General features: G+C 72.3%; 14 protein-coding genes. 6 read left to right on the forward strand and 8 right to left on the reverse strand.

What is annotated here, in order from left to right; all coding sequences use genetic code 11:
* Positions 1 to 206: 206 nt before the first annotated feature.
* Both J7462_RS14805 and J7462_RS14810 read right to left on the reverse strand, forming a co-directional pair.
* Entirely contained in the window at positions 207 to 3,203 is a 2,997-nt protein-coding gene (locus J7462_RS14805) for a UPF0182 family protein (protein WP_219464581.1), read from the reverse strand.
* A 117-nt stretch (positions 3,204 to 3,320) separates the two neighbouring features.
* A complete protein-coding gene (locus J7462_RS14810; RefSeq protein WP_219464583.1) occupies positions 3,321 to 4,334 on the reverse strand; it encodes a PDZ domain-containing protein in 1,014 nt (337 codons plus the stop codon).
* A gap of 182 nt (positions 4,335 to 4,516) precedes the next feature.
* Here J7462_RS14810 and J7462_RS14815 point away from each other — a divergent pair, with 182 nt between their 5' ends.
* Positions 4,517 to 5,746 (forward strand): zinc-dependent metalloprotease, encoded by a 1,230-nt coding sequence (locus J7462_RS14815; protein ID WP_219470358.1) that lies wholly within the window; start codon positions 4,517 to 4,519, stop codon positions 5,744 to 5,746.
* Positions 5,747 to 5,837: 91 nt separating this feature from the next.
* Here the strand turns inward: J7462_RS14815 and J7462_RS14820 are convergent, their stop codons facing one another.
* Positions 5,838 to 6,440, reverse strand: coding sequence for a hypothetical protein (locus J7462_RS14820; RefSeq protein WP_219464585.1), 603 nt, complete (start codon positions 6,438 to 6,440; stop codon positions 5,838 to 5,840).
* Positions 6,441 to 6,597: 157 nt separating this feature from the next.
* Positions 6,598 to 7,128 (reverse strand): M48 family metallopeptidase, encoded by a 531-nt coding sequence (locus tag J7462_RS14825; protein ID WP_208568143.1) that lies wholly within the window; start codon positions 7,126 to 7,128, stop codon positions 6,598 to 6,600.
* Between the two features lie 509 nt (positions 7,129 to 7,637).
* On the opposite strand from J7462_RS14825, the gene J7462_RS14830 reads away from it, so the two are divergent.
* The 3 genes from J7462_RS14830 (at position 7,638) to J7462_RS14840 (ending at position 10,672) form a co-directional block, all read left to right on the forward strand.
* Entirely contained in the window at positions 7,638 to 7,805 is a 168-nt protein-coding gene (locus tag J7462_RS14830; RefSeq protein ID WP_007464795.1) for a DUF5679 domain-containing protein, read from the forward strand.
* A 347-nt stretch (positions 7,806 to 8,152) separates the two neighbouring features.
* Positions 8,153 to 9,232, forward strand: coding sequence for a ThiF family adenylyltransferase (locus J7462_RS14835; RefSeq protein ID WP_219464587.1), 1,080 nt, complete (start codon positions 8,153 to 8,155; stop codon positions 9,230 to 9,232).
* Positions 9,233 to 9,340: 108 nt separating this feature from the next.
* Positions 9,341 to 10,672, forward strand: a complete 1,332-nt coding sequence (locus tag J7462_RS14840; RefSeq protein ID WP_208568071.1) for an AarF/ABC1/UbiB kinase family protein — start codon at positions 9,341 to 9,343, stop codon at positions 10,670 to 10,672.
* 340 nt (positions 10,673 to 11,012) lie between these two features.
* On the opposite strand, the gene J7462_RS14845 is transcribed toward J7462_RS14840, so the two are convergent.
* The 3 genes from J7462_RS14845 to J7462_RS14855 form a co-directional block, all read right to left on the reverse strand.
* Positions 11,013 to 11,378 (reverse strand): WhiB family transcriptional regulator, encoded by a 366-nt coding sequence (locus J7462_RS14845; RefSeq protein WP_208568070.1) that lies wholly within the window; start codon positions 11,376 to 11,378, stop codon positions 11,013 to 11,015.
* Between the two features lie 131 nt (positions 11,379 to 11,509).
* On the reverse strand, positions 11,510 to 11,767 hold the full coding sequence (locus J7462_RS14850) for a hypothetical protein (protein ID WP_219464588.1): 258 nt from the start codon (positions 11,765 to 11,767) through the stop codon (positions 11,510 to 11,512).
* Between the two features lie 124 nt (positions 11,768 to 11,891).
* Positions 11,892 to 14,069 (reverse strand): ATP-dependent DNA helicase UvrD2, encoded by a 2,178-nt coding sequence (locus tag J7462_RS14855; protein ID WP_208568068.1) that lies wholly within the window; start codon positions 14,067 to 14,069, stop codon positions 11,892 to 11,894.
* A 90-nt stretch (positions 14,070 to 14,159) separates the two neighbouring features.
* Between J7462_RS14855 and J7462_RS14860 the strand changes: the two genes are divergently transcribed.
* The gene (locus J7462_RS14860) at positions 14,160 to 14,402 is read left to right on the forward strand and encodes a mycoredoxin (protein ID WP_219464589.1); all 243 of its coding nucleotides are present in this window, start codon (positions 14,160 to 14,162) and stop codon (positions 14,400 to 14,402) included.
* 65 nt (positions 14,403 to 14,467) lie between these two features.
* Here J7462_RS14860 and J7462_RS14865 read toward each other — a convergent pair whose 3' ends face one another.
* Positions 14,468 to 15,808 (reverse strand): MFS transporter, encoded by a 1,341-nt coding sequence (locus tag J7462_RS14865; RefSeq protein WP_219464590.1) that lies wholly within the window; start codon positions 15,806 to 15,808, stop codon positions 14,468 to 14,470.
* A 234-nt stretch (positions 15,809 to 16,042) separates the two neighbouring features.
* On the opposite strand from J7462_RS14865, the gene J7462_RS14870 reads away from it, so the two are divergent.
* Positions 16,043 to 17,017, forward strand: a complete 975-nt coding sequence (locus J7462_RS14870; protein WP_219464591.1) for a helix-turn-helix transcriptional regulator — start codon at positions 16,043 to 16,045, stop codon at positions 17,015 to 17,017.
* Positions 17,018 to 17,061: the final 44 nt, after the last annotated feature.

Here is a 17,061-nt window from a genome sequence, read left to right on the forward strand (position 1 = left end):
AAACGGCCCCGGACGGGTCACCGTGGGCCCTGCGGATCAGGCCCGGCGCAGCTCGACCGACACCGGCCCGTCGCCCTCCGCGTCGCGTACCACCTGCGCCGGGGACGGGCAGCGGCGTCGCCGGTGGCGGGGCGACCGGCCGCAACGGCGACGGGCCCCCGATCCCGACTCGGATCGTGGGGCCCGTCGACGCGGGAGCGGGTGGGTCAGCCGCCGGAGGACGGTGCCGGCGTGGCGGGTGGGTTGCCGCCGGACGGAGCCGCCGGGTTGCCCTGCTGAGCCTGCTGGAAAGCGGTGATCGCCTCGTCCAGCGCCTTCAACGCCCGGCCGTACCGCTCGAAGTCGCCGGACGCCTGCGCGGCCTTGACCTCGGCGATCGCCGTCTGGACCCGCTGGGCGGCGGCAGCCAGGTCACCGCTGGGCGGTGGGCTGCCCGCCCCGGCCGAGGGTGAGGCCGACGGCGACGCCGAGGGGGAGGTCGGCGGGGGTGGCGTCTCGCCGCTCGGCGGTGGGGTGCTCCCCTGCCCGGCCCGTTTGCCCTGCTCGACGAGCTGCTTGATGCCGTCGCTGACGTTGTTGGCCAGGACCACGTACGAGCCGCCGTCGCCGTAGGACAGGAGCACCTTCTGCAACAGCGGGTACGCGTCCTGCTGGTTGCTCTTGACGTAGACCGGCTCGACGTAGAGCATCCCGTCGGCGAACGGCAACGACAGCAGGTTGCCGTACTGCACCTGCGCCTGGTTGGAGGAGAGCAGGTTCAGCTCGGTCCGGATGGTCGCGTTGTTGGTCATCTGCTGGTGCACCTGCACCGGGCCGGAGATCCGGGTCTGGTCGGGTAGCTCCAGCACCTCCAGCTTCGGCTGCCCGTCGACGTACGACCCGGAGATCAGCGCGGCGAGGTTCTGCCGTCCGTTCGGGGTGACCGCCGAGGTGAGCTGGAACCGTGGGGCGTCCTGGTTGGGGAACTGGGTGAACAGGTAGTACGGCGGCTGCTTCTGCCCGCTGTCCGGCGCGTCCGGCACGTTGGGCACCTGCCAGAAGTCCTGGCCGGAGTAGAAGTCGCCGGGGTTGGTGACGTGGAACTTGGTGAGCAGGTTGCGCTGCACCTTGAACATGTCGGCCGGGTAGCGGAAGTGCGCGGCCAGGTCGGCCGGGATGGCGCTCTTGGGCAGCACCAGGTCCCCGCCGAACGCCTTGTTCCACGCCTTGAGCACCGGGTCGCCGTCGTCGAACTCGTAGAGGCGGACCGTGCCGTCGTACGCGTCGACGGTGGCCTTCACCGAGTTGCGCATGTAGTTGACGTTCTCCCGGGCCAGCTGGAAGGTGCCCCGGTTGGTCAGCTCGTCGGTGGTCTCCTGCTGGAGGTTGATCCGCTCGGCGTACGGGTAGGTCGCCGCCGTGGTGTAGCCGTCGATGATCCACTGGACCTTGCCGCCCACCACCGCCGGGTACGGGTCGCCGTCCAGGGTGAGGAACGGGGCGACCTTCTCCACCCGGTCCCGGGGGTTACGCACGTACAGCAGCTTGGAGTTGTCGTTGACCGCCTCGGAGAGCAGGAAGTTCGTCTCCTGCTCCTTGATCGAGTAGAGCAGCCGCCTGGTGAACGAGCCGATCTCGACGCCGCCCTCACCGGTGTAGGTGTAGTACTGCTCGCCGCCGGTGGTCGGGGTGGGCCGGTCGAACTCGGCGTTCTTGCCCTTCTCGGTCTGCCCGACGATGGCGTAGTCGTCGGCCTGCATCCGCTCGCCGTAGTAGATCCGCGGCTGGCTGGCCGGGATCTGCTCGGCCTGCGAGGAGCACGCCTCCTGCGCCTTCTCGCCGAGGAAGCCGGAGACGAAGTACGGCTGCCCGCCGCAGACCACCTGGTTGGCCGGGGCCGCGACCAGGCCGTAGCCGTGGGTGTAGACGGTGTGCCGGTTGATCCAGTTGTTCTGCTGGTCGGTCAGCTCGCCGTAGTTGATCTCCCGGACCCCGACCACGTAGTCGGAGGTCTTGTTCTCCACCGAGTAGCGGTCGATGTCCAGCTTGGGACCGAAGTCGTAGAACCCCCGGACCTGCTGGAGCTGGGTGTACGTCTCGGAGACCAGCTGCGGGTCGAGCAGCCGGACGTTCGGCACCACCGAGGTGTCGGTGGCCAGGCTGGGCGGGGGGACCAGGTTGCTGGCCGCGTACCCCTTGGTCTGCACCTCGGATATGTCGAACGCGGCGCGGGTGGCGTCGATGCTGCGCTGGATGTACGGGGCCTCCTTGTCCCGGGCGCTCGGCTTGACCTCGAAGGTCTGCACCGCCCACGGGTAGATGCCGCCGATCGCGACGGCGGAGACCCCGAGCAGGGCCAGCGAGATGCCCGGCCAGACCAGGTTCCGCATCACCGCGTTGGAGAAGACGATGATGGCGATCGCCACCACCACCGAGATGTACGCCAGGATCTCCTTGGCCGGCAGCAGCGCGTTGACGTCGGCGTAGCCCGCGCCGTACAGCTTGGCGCCCTCGTTGTACTCCAGCAGCATGGCCCGCCGGTCCAGCACGTACGCGATGGCCTTGAGTAGGACGAAGACCGCGACCAGCGTGCTCAGGTGGGCCCGCGCGGCGCCTGTCATCCGGTCGCCGACGCCCTGCAGGCGTACCCCGCCGAAGATGTAGTGCACCGCCAGCGCGCCGATCAGGGCCAGCACCACGGCGGTGAAGCCGACCCCGAGCAGGTAACGCCAGAACGGCAACTGGAAGACGTAGAAGCCGACGTCGATGCCGAACTCCGGGTCCTTGACGCCGAAGTCGCCACCGTTACGGAACAGCAGCCACTGGGTCCAGCGGCCCTGCGCGGAGAGCCCGGCGAACAGGCCGAGCACCACGGCGGTCAGGCTGATCCAGGTGCCGATCCGGGGGGCGAGCAGCATCCGGTACCGCTCGAGGGTGGCCTGCTCCAGCGAGTGTGGGCGCAACGTCGGCCGCAGCCGGTACGCCAACCACAGGTTGCCGCCGACGAACGCGGCCAGGCCCAGCCCGACGGTCAGGAAGAGCAGCGTCCGGGTCAGCAGCACGCCGGTGAAGACCTGGGTGTAGCGGACCTCGTCGAACCAGAGCCAGTCGGTCCACGCCTGCACCCCCCAGCCCAGAAGGGTGAACAGGAGGAACACCCCGACCAGGACGCCGATGGTGACGCGTCCGCGCCGACTCATCCTCGGCAGGGGGCTGCTACGCATGGCCACTGTTTGGCTCCGCACGCTCGATGTGATCGGCTCCGGACAGGCACCCAGAGTACGGGGTGTTCCTGAACGTCACGGGTCAGGTCGTGCCCGGCCGGTCCGGCGTGCCCGCCCTCAGCAGCGGGTCGGCTCCGCACCGGCGCGCAGGGCGTCCAACGCGGTCAATGCCTCGTCCAGCGAACCGACCTTGAGCATGGGCAGGCCGGGCTGCGGGTTGCGGACCGCCTCGGCACAGTTGTCGGCGGGCACCAGGAACGCCTTGGCCCCGGCCTTCTTCGCCCCGACCAGCTTCTGGGCGATGCCGCCGATCGGGCCGACCCGACCCTCGTCGTCGATGGTGCCGGTGCCGGCGATGACCTTCCCGCCGGTCAGGTCCTCGGGCTTGAGCTTGTCGATGATGCCGAGGGCGAACATCAGCCCGGCGCTCGGACCACCGATGTCCTTCAGGTCGATCTTCAGGGTGAACGGGTGCGGCTGCCGCTGGTCGGGGACCACCCCGATCCGGGGTCGGCCGTCGGACTCCCGGCTGGTCACGGTGGCGGTGCCGGGGGCGCCGTCGCGGACGTACCCGATGGTCAGCGCGGTGCCGGCGGGCTTGCCCCGGACCAGCTCGACCAGCCGGGACGCCGAGGTGACCTTCGCGCCGTCGACGGTGGTGACCACGTCGCCGGCCTTGAGCGAACCGGCCGCCGGCCCGTCCGCGGCGACCTCCTTCGCCACCACCTCGACCGGGTAGCCGAGCTTGACCAGCGCGGCGGTCTCGGCGCTGCTCTGCGAGTTCTGGAAGTCCTCGGCGTTGCGCTTCTCGACCTCCTCCTGCGACTCGCCCGGCGGGTAGACCAGTTCCCGGGGGACCACCGCCTCGTCCTTCGACAGCCAACCGACGATCGCGGCACGCAGCTTCACCGTCGGCTGCACGCCGACCGTGGTCATCCGGAGCTGACCGGCGGAGGTGGACGTCTCCCGGCCGGTGACCTGGATGACCTCCCGGCCGTCGGAGGTGCCGAGGGTGTTCACCGTCGGCCCGGGGCCGAGCACCACGTACGGGATGGGCGCGCCGAGCACGCCGATGCTCAGCAGGGTGGTGAGCAGAGCACCGAGGAGGACGGTCACGCCACGACGTCTCATGCGGCAGAGCGTACCGACCGGGGGCGGCGGGTCCGGCAGGCTACGGCGGACTTCGCCCTCAGCGCAACGCCGACGGCGGCTACCAGGGGCGCGGCGCGCGTACCGTAGACGTCGTGCCTGATATTCCGTTCGGTTTCGCGCTCCCGGGTGGGCAACCACCAGACCCCAACGATCCCGCGCAGATGCAGCAGTTCATGTCGCAGTTGCAGCACCTGCTCTCCGCGCCGGGCAGCGGGCCGGTCAACTGGGACCTGGCCCGCCAGGTGGCCGCCAGCCAGCTCGCGGCCACGGGTGACCCGATGGCCTCACCGTACGAGCGGCACGCGGTGGAGGAGGCGCTGCGGCTGGCCGACCTCTGGCTGGAGCCGGCGTCGGCCTGGCCGACCGGCATCCGCCTCTCCGTGGCGTGGAACCGCAACGAGTGGATCTACAAGACGCTTGACGTCTGGCGCAAGCTCTGCGACCCGGTCGCCAGCCGGATGGTCGGCGCGATGGGTGACCTGGTCCCGCCGGAGGCCCGCGCCCAGCTCGGCCCGATGCAGTCGATGGTCGCCACCCTGGGTGGCGCGCTCTTCGGCGGCCAGCTCGGCCAGGCCCTCGGGCAGCTCGCCGCCGAGGTGCTCTCCGCCGGTGACATCGGCCTGCCGCTCGGCCCGGCCGGCACCGCCGCGCTGATCCCGGCCAACATCCGGGTGTACGGCGAGGGCCTGGAGCTGCCCGAGGACGAGGTACGCCTCTACGTGGCCCTGCGCGAGGCGGCCCACCAGCGGCTCTTCGAGCACGTCCCGTGGCTGCGCGGGCACGTGCTGACCGCGGTGGAGAACTACGCGTCGGGCATCCGGGTCAACCGGGAGGCGATCGAGGAGGCGATGGGCCGGGTCGACCCGACCGACCCGGAGTCGATGCAGGCGATCGCCCTGGAGGGGATCTTCACCCCGGAGGACACCCCGGCGCAGAAGGCGTCCCTGGCCCGGTTGGAGACGGCGCTCGCGCTGGTCGAGGGCTGGGTCTGCCACGTGGTGGACAGCGCGGCGGCCGACCGGCTGCCCAACGTGGTCCGCCTCGGCGAGGCGTTCCGTCGCCGCCGGGCGGCCGGTGGGCCGGCCGAGCAGACCTTCGCCGCGCTGGTCGGCCTGGAGCTGCGACCGCGCCGGCTGCGGGAGGCGTCGGCGCTCTGGGCGGCGCTGACCGAGCACCGGGGCATCGCCGGCCGGGACGCGGTCTGGGGCCACCCCGACCTGCTCCCGTCGGACGCGGACTTCGCCGACCCGGTGGCCTTCGCGACCACCTCGACGGATCTCGACGACGAGCTGGCCACCTTCGACTTCACCGCTCCCGGCGGCCCCGAGGAGCAGGCGCCGGGCAGCCGTCCCCGCACCGACGACACCGACGGCGACACCGACCGGCCCTGACCGCTGCGGACCAGCCGCGACACCGGCCGGACCCGCCCGATCACCGGGCAGGCCCGGCCGGTCGCCGTTGGTGGTCAGGTGCGGTGGCCGGTCAGGTGCGGTGGCCGGAGAGCAGGGCGCGGGTCGCCTCCCAGCCCTCGACGGCCGGGTCGAGGGCGGCCAGGTCGGCCGGGCCGCGCAGCCGGTGCCAGCCGGGGGTGACCGCCACGTCGGTCGGGGCGGGCGCCGCGCGCCGCAGGTCCGCCGGCCCGGCGGCGTCCAGGTCCAGCGCCGGCAGCCAGCCGGGTACGGGTAACCGGCACGCCACGCCGAGCAGCCCGGGGCCACCGCCCTCGACCGGAGCGACGGCGACGGGTCGACTGGTCAGCGGTCGGAGCAGCTTGCCGAGGGTGAGCCCCGGCAGGTCGGGGGCGTCGGCGACGACCACGGCAGCCTGGTCGTACCCGTCGAGGGCGGCCAGCACGGCGTCGACGGTCGGCTCGGGCACCTCGTACACGGGGGTGTCGGGCCAGCGCACCGCGTCGGCCAGCCAGCGGTCGGCCGGGGTGACCGCGAGCGCGGTCTCCACCTCGGCGAGGGTGGCGAACAGGTCCACCACGTCCTCGGCCAGCGCGGTACGCCAGCGCGTCAGCTCGACGCCGGGCGGCGACCAGGCGACCGGAGCGAGCAACGCCACCACCACCCGTCGGAGCATTCCCCGACTGTAGTGGGCACCCTGCGGGTGATCGACTCCTGTGGGCCGAAGTGGTGGCGTCGACGCCCGGCGGACCCCGCTACCTGCGCCCGGACGAGTCGATCTGCACCTGGACGAGTCGATCGACCCACGGCCGGACGGTCGACGGGGGTGGCGGTCAGCCGGCCACCGGGACGGCCGAGGCGGCGGCCACGCCCTCCAGATAGCCCCGGGCCCGTTCGGTCTTGGCGTACCGGCCGACCAGGGCCCAGAAGCGGGCGTTGTGGCTCGGCACGATGAGGTGCGCCAACTCGTGCAGCAGCACGTAGTCGAGCACCCACTCGGGCATGTCCTGGAGCCGGTGCGAGATCCGGATGGTCCGGTCGGCGGGGGTGCAGGACCCCCATCGGCCGTTCTGGTTGGTGACCCACCGGACGCTGGCCGGCAGGGTCTCTCCGCCCTGGTCGGACAGGTACAGGTTGATCAGGCGGAGGGCCCGGTCGAGCAGCTCGTTGTCGTTGCGGGCCAACCGGCCCTCCCGGGCGGCGAGCCGGGCGAGCATCCGGTCGACCCACTCGCTCTCCTCGGCTCGGGAGAACTGGTCCGGGATGAGCACCACGACCCGTTCGCCGTCCCGGTAGGCGGACACCGTCCGTCGCCGGCGCTGACTGCGCCGTACCTCGACGACTGGCTTCCGCGCCGCCATCAGTGGGCCGCGCAGCCGTGGTTTCCTGCCACGAGGGAAAGCTAATGCGTACTGACCAGGGGTCCGCAAGGGTCAACACCCCGACACGCGCCCAGAAAATGGGGGTTAGTAGTAAGGAGTCCGAAAAAAACTGGTGGTGACCATGAGGCTGGACCCTCGTCACCCTTCGTGGCGAGACCGACCGCCCCCCACCGGGCGCGATCTCCACCGTAGTTGATCAGCTCCGGTAGCGTCGCCGCACCCCCGTCCGGGGGACCTCCCCTGGCACTCCACACGGCGTGTCCCCGGCAAACTCACTTATCCCGCCTATTTCGGGATGCACACTCTCGACGTCGACTTGCTCACAGTGTCGATGCACAGCTGACATGGAACCGCCCAGAGCTGGGTAGGGTCCGCCAACCGGCGGTCACGTGGGTGGCCGCGGAGAAGGACCCGGCGCCGCGCCCCGCGTGGCCCGCCGCCGGGAGAACCGCCGGACCGACGTGCCCGGCGGACGAGACGAGGAGGCTACCGTGGCCGACCAGGCCCAGACCTACAACGGTTACTGCGTGAAGTGCAAGGAGAAGCGGGACTTCGAGGGGCACGTCGAGGTCTCGAAGACCGGGATGAACATGGCCAAGGGCAAGTGTCCGGTGTGCGGCACAACAGTGAACCGCATCCTGGGCAAGGCCAAGGTCTGACCCGTCCGGGTACGACGCCGGAGGGGCGGCCGGTCGGCCGCCCCTCCGGCACGTCCAGCCAGCCCACGGAGACGACCCGGCCGACCGATCCGCGACGACGCCCTCCGATCGGTGGGCAGCGCCCGCCGAGCGGAGGGCAGCGCGCACCGATCGCAGGGCAGCGCCCACCGGACGGCCGGCCCACAGCAGCCGCCCACTCCCCCGCCGGGCGATCTGTCAGCTGCCCGACATGACGCGCGGTGAGCTGTGGATAACCCGCCAACTCCTGTGGACAACGCTGGATCTGGCGCTGCGCACCTGTGGACAACGATCGACTCACCGCAGGGATTCGGTCACGATTCGTCATCGTGGCCCCCTCTCCTCCCGCACCCAGCGACGCTGCACTACTCCGCCCCGTACTGGTGCCGGGTCTGACCCGGCTCTGGCGCGACCGGCACACCCTGCAACTGGGGTTGAACCCGGGTCGGGCCGTGCTGCTGGAAGTGACCGATTCGCGGGTCACCCGGCTGCTCGACCTGCTCGACGGCACCCGGAGCGTCCGCGGCGTCCTGGCGGACGCGGTGCACGCCCAGATCGACCCCGGCCAGGCGCGCGGGTTGATCGACACGCTGCACGCGGCCGGGCTGGTCGTACCGGCGCACACCCTGCTCCCCCGCGAGCTGACCGGCCCGGACCGGCTCCGGCTCGCCGCGGAGGCCGCAGCACTCGCCCTGGCCGCGCCCGCCCTGCCCGGCACCCCTGCCCAGGTGCTCCGCCGACGACGCGCCGCCCGGGTGGTGGTGGCCGGGGCCGGCCGGCTCGGCGCACCGGTCGCCGTGGCCCTGGCCCAGGCCGGTGTCGGGCACGTGGCAGCCGAGCTGACCGGCCCGGTGGACCCGGTCGACCTGGTCGGGTCCGGGTTGGCCGCGACCGACGTGGGGCGACCGCTCACCGAGGCGGTCCGGGACGCCGTCGCCCGCACCGCCCCGGGCACCCGGACGCACCCGGCCGGCCGACGCCCGGCCGCCCTGGTGGTGCACCTCGGCACGGACCGCCCGACGGACCTGCTCGCCACCGGGTACGCCCGCCGTCGCCAACCGCACCTGCTGCTCACCCTCCGGGAGGGGGTGCCGGTGGTCGGTCCCCTGGTCCGGCCACCGGTGGGCCCCTGCCTGCACTGTCTGGATCTGCACCGCACCGATCGCGACCCGGGCTGGCCGGGGTTGGCCGCGCAGCTCGCCACCGGCCCGGCCGACCGGTCCTGCGGCACGGCCACCCTGCTCAGCGCCGTCGGCTATGCGGTCGCCGAGGCCCTGGCCCAGGTCGACGGGGGCACCCCGGAGACGGTGGGCTGCGCGGTGGAGATCGGGTCGGCCGGCCGGTTCCGACGTCGGGCCTGGGCCCCGCACCCCGGCTGTTCCTGCTCCGGCCCCGGTCGCCCGCAGTGACGGGTGGGAGCGCGGTGGGCGTCCCACCGGGCCCGCGGAATGGGGTATGCGCCGACCCAGCCCAGCTTGGAGCAGCAGCGGGGCCGAGAAGTCGGTAACAATGGCCAGGTGACCGACATCCCGCGCCGCGCCGTGTCCCGGACCGCCAAGCTCGCCGCTCTGCCGCTCGGCTTCGCCGGTCGGACCGTCCTCGGGATGGGTAAGCGCGTCACCGGCATCGCCTCCGACGTCATCTCCGCCGAGATCCAGCAACGCACCGCCGAGCAGCTGTTCAGCGTCCTCGGGCAGCTCAAAGGCGGGGCGATGAAGTTCGGCCAGGCGTTGTCGGTGTTCGAGGCGGCGTTGCCTGACGAGATCGCCGCGCCCTACCGGCAGGCGTTGACCAAGCTCCAGGAGGCCGCCCCACCGCTGCCGGTGGCGAGCGTGCACAAGGTGCTCGCGGAGCAGCTCGGGCCGGACTGGCGGGACCGGTTCGTGGAGTTCGACGACACCCCGGCCGCGGCGGCCAGCATCGGCCAGGTGCACCGGGCGGTGTGGCGGGACCCGGAGACCGGGGTGTCCCGGTCCGCCGCCGTCAAGATCCAGTACCCGGGTGCGGGGGACGCGCTGCTCGCCGACCTCAAGCAGCTCTCCCGGCTGGGCGGGATGTTCCGGGCCATCCAACCCGGCCTGGACGTCAAGCCGCTCCTGGCCGAACTGCGGGAGCGGATCACCGAGGAGTTGGACTACGAGCTGGAGGCCGAGTCACAACGCGCCTTCGCCGCCGCGTACGCCGACGACCCGGAGATCTTCATCCCGGCGGTGCTCTCCGCCTCGCCCCGGGTCCTGGTCACCGAGTGGATCGAGGGGACACCGCTCGCGGACATCATCCGGGAGGGCACCGACGAGCAGCGCAACTCCGCCGGTCGGCTGATGGCGACCCTGCACCTGTCCGCCCCGCCCCGGGCCGGGCTGCTGCACGCCGACCCGCACCCGGGCAACTTCCGGTTGCTGCCCGACGGCCGGCTCGGTGTGATCGACTTCGGCGCGGTGGCCCGGATGCCCGAGGGTACCCCGGAGCCGATCGGCCGGTTGCTCGGGTTGTCGCTGCGTGGCGACGCCGACGCGGTCGTCGCCGGGTTACGCGAGGAAGGCTTCGTCAAGGCGACCGAGCCGATCGACGCGCAGGCGCTGCTGGACTACATCCGGCCCATGCTGGACCCGGTGGCGCAGGAGGAGTTCCGGTTCACCCGGGCCTGGCTCCGCGCCGAGGCGACCCGGCTGGCCAGCCCGAAGTCGCCCGCCTTCCAGCTCAGCCGGCAGCTCAACCTACCGCCGTCGTACCTGCTCATCCACCGGGTGACGCTGGGCTCGATCGGGGTGCTCTGCCAGTTGGAGGCGAAGGCGCCCTACCGGGGCATCCTGGAGCGCTGGCTGCCCGGTTTCGCCCCGGTGGCCTGACCGACGCGCGGCAGCGGGACCGGCGGCGGGCCGGCCCGGCCGACGGACGACGCGGGGGCGGTGACCGGAACCCGGTCACCGCCCCCGCGTATCGCAGGTGGTCCTAGAGAACGCCCAGGTCGCGAGCCGACTGGCTCCGGCTGCTCATCGCGACGGTACGGGCAGAACGGTGCGCCTCAGTGCTCGTGGTGGTACGACCGGCCTGAGGCTGGCGCATTCGAGCCCGGGACAACGCTTCGTGGAGTAGTTGCATCTCGGTTCCGTTCGGCAGGTGCAGCATCGTGGTCAACTTTCTCGCGGCCGATGGTCATCGGCGGGTGGGTGGAACGGATCGGGTAGGTCAGGCTGCCAGCCGGACCGCACTGCGCGAGGTGGCCACACCACTGGCCGCCATCCGCGCCTCGGCCTCGACCTGAAGGGCCGCGTCACGGGCGAGGTCCTCCTTGCGCGGACGGCCCCGGGGCCGCTTGCGCGGGACGACCGCGCCACGCTCGAAGATCTCGCCGCCCCAGACGCCCCAGGGCTCGGCCCGCTCGACCGCACCGGCCAGGCACTCGACGCGCAGCGGGCAGTCCCCGCAGAGCGACTTGGCCAGCTCCAGGTCGGTGGGCGAGTCGGAGAACCACAGGTCGGGGTCGAACTTCCGGCAGGGCAGGTTCGCCTCCAGCTCGACGCTCACGTCGAGGGGGGCCAACGCCAGACTCATCTCCCGGTCACCTCTCTCTCACTTCGATCTCGTGGATCGCAATTCCGACGTACTTCGACGGGCAAAAAACTGAGGCCGCGGATCCCGGTGAGCGGGTTCCGCGGCCTCGAGGTGAGCCGGTGGTCTGAGTGTCAGACCGGTCTACCTCGAGGTGGAACGCCGCGGACATCCATGCGCTGCTTAGCGACATCAATGCCCAGACCCGTGAAGCCACTGGTCCCCTCGGCTCCCGCAGTGGGTGCAACAGTCAGGTTCAGCTCGGCCTGAACCGAGACCTGGTGCACCTGCGGGTTCGACGGTCGCGGAGCGGCAAGGGCCACCCGGACAGCCGACAGCGGAGCGAAGGCAGCTGGCATCGCCGCCGGACGCTCATAAGTGATGATCTCCACGGTTGCCACCTCCCTCACGTTCCTCGTGCCGATTCGGACTCAGCCCCCGTGAGCAGCCGTTATGGCGCTGCTCCCGAGGTGCGTCCTGAGGCTATTCCTCGCCACGGGGCGAGGGCAAACGAATTTACGACGAGATTTCGAGAGTTTTCTCCGGGCCGATCTCGTCGACCGTCGCGCCCGCCACCAACGCCAGCACCGCCTCGCCGTACAGGCCGAGTTTGCGGGGGCCGATGCCGGCGATGGCGATCAGCTCCTCGACCCGGCCCGGTCGCCGTTCGGCCAGCGCGACCAGGGTGGCGTCGGTGAAGACCACGTACGCCGGGACCCGCTGCGCCCCGGCCACCCGGGCCCGCCAGTCACCCAACCGCTCGTAAAGATTCTCGTCAATGTCCGACGGGCAGGTCGGGCAGCGGCCCAGTTTGCGGTCCGCCCCGGCGAGCAGGGTCGCGCCGCAGATCCGGCAGGACACCACCTGGGTCCGCCGACGTTCCACCGCCCGTTTCGCCCCGGCCACCCCGCCCGACCGGCCCGCACCGGCCCGCTCGCCCCCACCGGTCCGGTCCAGCTGGGGCAGGAACCGCGACGGCCGGCGGGCCCGACCACCGGGCGAGCGGGCCGAGGCGTACGACAGCCAGAGCCACTGCCGGGCCCGGGTGATCCCGACGTAGAGCAGCCGCCGCTCCTCCTCGACCTGCTCCGGGGTACGCGCGTACGAGGTGGGCAGGGTGCCTTCGGAGAGGCCGACCAGGAACACCGCGTCCCACTCCAGCCCCTTGGCCGAGTGCAGGGAGGCCAGGGTCACCCCGTCCACCGTCGGCACGTGCTGCTGGGCGGCCCGACGGGCCAACTCGTCGTTGAAGTCCGCCAGGGTCGCCTGACGTTCCACCGTCGCCGCCTCGCCGATCGGCAGCACCTCGGGGCTGGCCGCGTACTCCTCGGCGAGCTGGACCAGGGCGGCGAGGGCCTCCCAGCGCTCCCGGGCGGCACCACCGGGCGGGGCGGCGTCGGGGGCCCAGCCGACCGCGGTCAACGCCTCCCGGACGGCGATCGGCAGCGGGGTGTCGCCCGGGATCGACCGGGTGGCGGCCCGCAGCGCCACCATCGCCTGGCGTACCTCGGCACGCTCGAAGAACCGCTCCGCCCCCTGCACCACGTACGGGACGCCGACCTCGGTCAACGCCTTCTCGTACGCCTCCGACTGGGCGTTGGTGCGAAACAGCACGGCGATCTCCTTGGCCGGGGTGCCCCCGTCGACCAGGGTCCGGCAGCGGGCCGCCACCGCGGTCGCCTCGGCCGGCTCGTCGGTGAAGATCCGCAGCTCCGGTTCGGGGCCGGGCGGGCGCTGGCCGTGCAGCTCCAGCCGCAGCCGCGCCTCGGTGCCCCGGGCCTGCCCGATCACCGCGTTGGCCAACCCGACGACCTGCGGGGTGGACCGGTAGTCACGCACCAGCCGGACCACCGTGGCCGCCCGGTGCCGACGCGGGAAGTCGATCAGGTACGCCGAGGTGGCCCCGGTGAACGAGTAGATCGTCTGGCTGGCGTCCCCGACCACTGTCACGTCGTCCCGGCCGCCCAGCCAGGCGTCGAGCAGCCGCTGCTGGAGCGGGTTGACGTCCTGGTACTCGTCGACGACGAAGTGCCGGTACTGGCCGCGTACCTGCTCGGCGACGTCCGGGTGCTCCTCGATGCCCCACACCGCGGCGCGCAGCATGTCCTCGAAGTCGATCACCCCGGAGGACCGCTTCAACCGTTCGTACGCGGTGAAGACCTCGGCCACCGTCGCCGGCTCGTACGGCGTCTCGCGCAGCGCCCGGGCCGCGGCGACCACGTAGTCCCCCGGCTCGACCAGCGACGACTTGGCCCACTCGATCTCACCGGACAGGTCCCGGGCGGCGGCCCGGTCGGCCCGCAGGCCGACCTTGGCGGCGGCCAGGGTGACCACCCGGACCTTGCTGTCCAGCAGTTCCGGCATGGCCCGGCCGGACAGTAGCCGGGGCGCGAAGTAGCGCACCTGACGCAGCGCCGCCGCGTGGAACGTCCGCGCCTGCACCCCGGGCACCCCGAGCCCGGTGAGTCGGGCCCGCATCTCGGCGGCGGCCCGTGCGGTGAAGGTGACCGCCAGCACGTGTCGTCCGACGATCTCCCCGGTCAGCACCCGGTGGGCGATCCGGGAGGTGACCGCGCGGGTCTTGCCGGTGCCGGCGCCGGCCAGGATGCAGACCGGGCCGGCCGGGGCGGTCACCGCCGACCGCTGCTCCGGATCCAGCCCGGCGAGGACCGACTCCGCTGAGTGAACCACCACAGCGAGGAATCATCTCAGCTCCGGCCGGTGTTGTACCGGTCAGCCTGGCCTGACCGGGCCGGGGCGCGGCGAACCGTGGAGGATCCGACGATGTTGACCATGTATTCCACCCCGTGGTGCGGCTACTGCCACCGGCTGAAGTCGCAGCTGGACCGGGAAGGCATCGGGTACGAGGTGGTCGACATCGAGCAGGACCCGAAGGCCGCCGACTTCGTGATGAAGGTCAACGGTGGCAACCAGACCGTCCCGACGCTGCGCTTCGCCGACGGCAGTGCCCTGACCAACCCCTCCATCACCCAGGTCAAGCAGCACCTGGCCACGATCACGGGCTGACCCCGTCGACCCGCCGCGGGGAGCGGCCGGCCCCACCGGGCCGGCCGCTCCCCGCGGTTGCGGGGTCACCGACCGGGGAGCCGGTGGATGGTGGGATCGGGCAGCGGCCGGCGGGGTGCCGGGATGTGGGCGGCCGGTGTGGGCGGGACCGGCGTCGGGGGTGTGGGCGGGACCGGTGTGGACGGGACCGGGGCGGACGGGACCGGCGTCGGCGGGGCGGGCAGCCGCGGCGGGGTGAGCCGGCGACCCTGCCAGAGCCAGAGGCCGGCGACCGTGGTGACCACCCCCACCAGGACGAAGAGCAGCCGGTAGTCGAACACGCCGACCAGCAGCGCCCCCGTCCCGATGGAGACCGCCTGCGGCCCACTGACCAGCGCCTCGGAGGCCGCGGTGACCCGACCGAGCAGTCCCGGCGGGGTACGCCGCTGGACCAGCGTGGTCAGCCCGACCATGGTCAGTGGCAGGGACAGCCCGGCGAGCAGCAGGGCCAGCACCCCGAGGCGCAGGTCCGGCCAGGCCAGGGCCAGTGCGGCCGGACCGAACAGGGTCACCCCGGCGGCGAGCGCCCCCAGTTCGCCGACCCGACGCACGACCGTCGGCGAGAGCAGGCCGCCCACCAGGCCCCCGATCCCCTGCACGGTGATCAGCACCCCGACGAAGGCGGCGTCCCGGCGTAGTCCCTGATCGACGTACGCGAAGATCAGCGATTCGGTGAAGCCCATCACGAGTGAGCCCAACCCGTACCCGAGCAGGGCCCGGCGCAGGGCCGCCTCGTGGGTGAGGTGGCGCAGCCCGGCGCCCAACTCGGCCGGCCAACGCAGGGTGGCGGTGGCGGGCGCGTGCTCGGTCACCCGCAGCAGCCCCACCACGGCGGCGGCGACCACGAAGCCGCTCATCGCCAGGCTGGTCAGCAGCCAGCCGCCGACCGCCGCGTACAGGGCCGCCCCGGCCAGCGGGCCGCCCAGGCGCAGGCCCTGCCGGACGGTCTGCAACGCCCCGTTCGCGTCGGCCAGCAGCTCGCTCGGCACGATCTGGCGGAGCAGCCCGCTCAGGGTCGCGTGCAACGTCAGGTAGGACAACCCGTAACAGGCTGCCACCACGTAGATGATCCAGACGTCGGCCCGGTCACGGACCAGGAAGAGCGGGCTGAGCACCAGCGCCGTGCCCAGGTTGGCGACCACGAAGAACGGTCGGCGACGGTAGCGGTCGACGACCCAGCCGATCAGCGGGGCCAGGATCATCGGCGCGATGATCGCGAAGATGGTCGCGCCGGCCAGCCCGTCGGAGCCGGTCAGGTCCTTGACCCAGATGGCGAGGGCGAGCAGCAGCAGCGACTCGGCCGCCATGCTGGCCAGCAGGGCGACGAAGAGCAGTCGGAAGTCGGGGCGGCGCAGGACGGTGCGCATGGGGTTCCCTCCGGCGGGGGGTGGCGTCCGGTGGACGCGTACGGGGGAACTGCCGCCAGCTGGGACGACGTCGTCCCCGGGCTCGGCCGGCACGTTCCACAGTCCTCTTTTTGACGCAAGACACGCCCTCGTCGGGACCTCCGACGCCGGTCGCGACGTCCATACTGACCGTGGGGGGCGAATTTCATACAGTTACCGCCGCGCCTCGCGACGGTCGACGGAATCGAGGACACCGTGCCTCCAGCCGTACCGAGTCCGATCCTGCGCCGACGCAGGCTCGGCAATGACCTGCGCCGCCTGCGCGAGGCGGCGGGACTCACCGGTGACCAGGTGATCGACCGGATCGGCTGGGCGTCGGCGTCGAAACTCTCCCGGCTGGAGAACGGCCGCAGCCGGCCCGACCCGGAGGACGTCAGCGTCCTGCTCGACCTCTACGGCGCCACCGCCGACCTGCGCCACGAACTGCTCGCCATCACCGACGAGGCCGGCGACATGCGCGCCTGGCGCAAGTCGTACCCGGTGATGACGCAGCAGCAGTTGGGCTGGGCGGAGCTGGAGGCGGGGTGCGCCCAGATCCGTGAGTACAACCCGGTCCTGGTGCCGGGGCTCCTGCAGACCGAGGGGTACGCCCGACTGCGGATCCTCTCGGCCGACGCCGCCGCCGCCGAGTCGGCGGAGCCGCCCGGGGACGACCCGGAGACCGAGGTCAAGGCCCGGCTGGGACGGCAGTCCCTGCTGGACCGGGCGGACGGCCCCCGGTACACGGCGGTGTTGGAGGAGGCGGCGCTGGGCCGGCGGGCCTGCCCGCCGGAGGTGCTGCGGGAGCAGCTCGCCCACCTCTGCGAGCTGGCCATGCTGCCGAACGTGACCCTGCACCTGCTGCTGCGGGACACCCGGATCGGGGAGTTCTACCTGCCACCGACGGCCTTCTCGCTCTACCGGTTCGCCGATTCGCAGGATCCGGAGACGTTGGCGATCGAAGGAGGCTTCATCGACGTCATGTCGACCGAGGTATCCACGGTAAATCGCTATAAAGTGGCATTTGAGTGGCTCTGCTCGGCGGCGCTCTCCGCATCGGACACCCTTACCTGGCTCTTCGCGGCAACGGGACGGCTGACCGACACGGCGGCCTCGTCCGTGGTGGCTCCGGGACCGACAGCAGCGCCGGCCCAACGCCGCCGGCAACCGGGGCGCCTGACGGAACGGTGACCCACACCGATCCGCCGGGGCCGGGCGACCGCCACTCGTTCCGT

Origin of the sequence: Micromonospora sp. RL09-050-HVF-A (assembly GCF_019374995.1) — a bacterium.
GTDB classification, from domain to species: Bacteria; Actinomycetota; Actinomycetes; order Mycobacteriales; family Micromonosporaceae; genus Micromonospora; species Micromonospora antibiotica.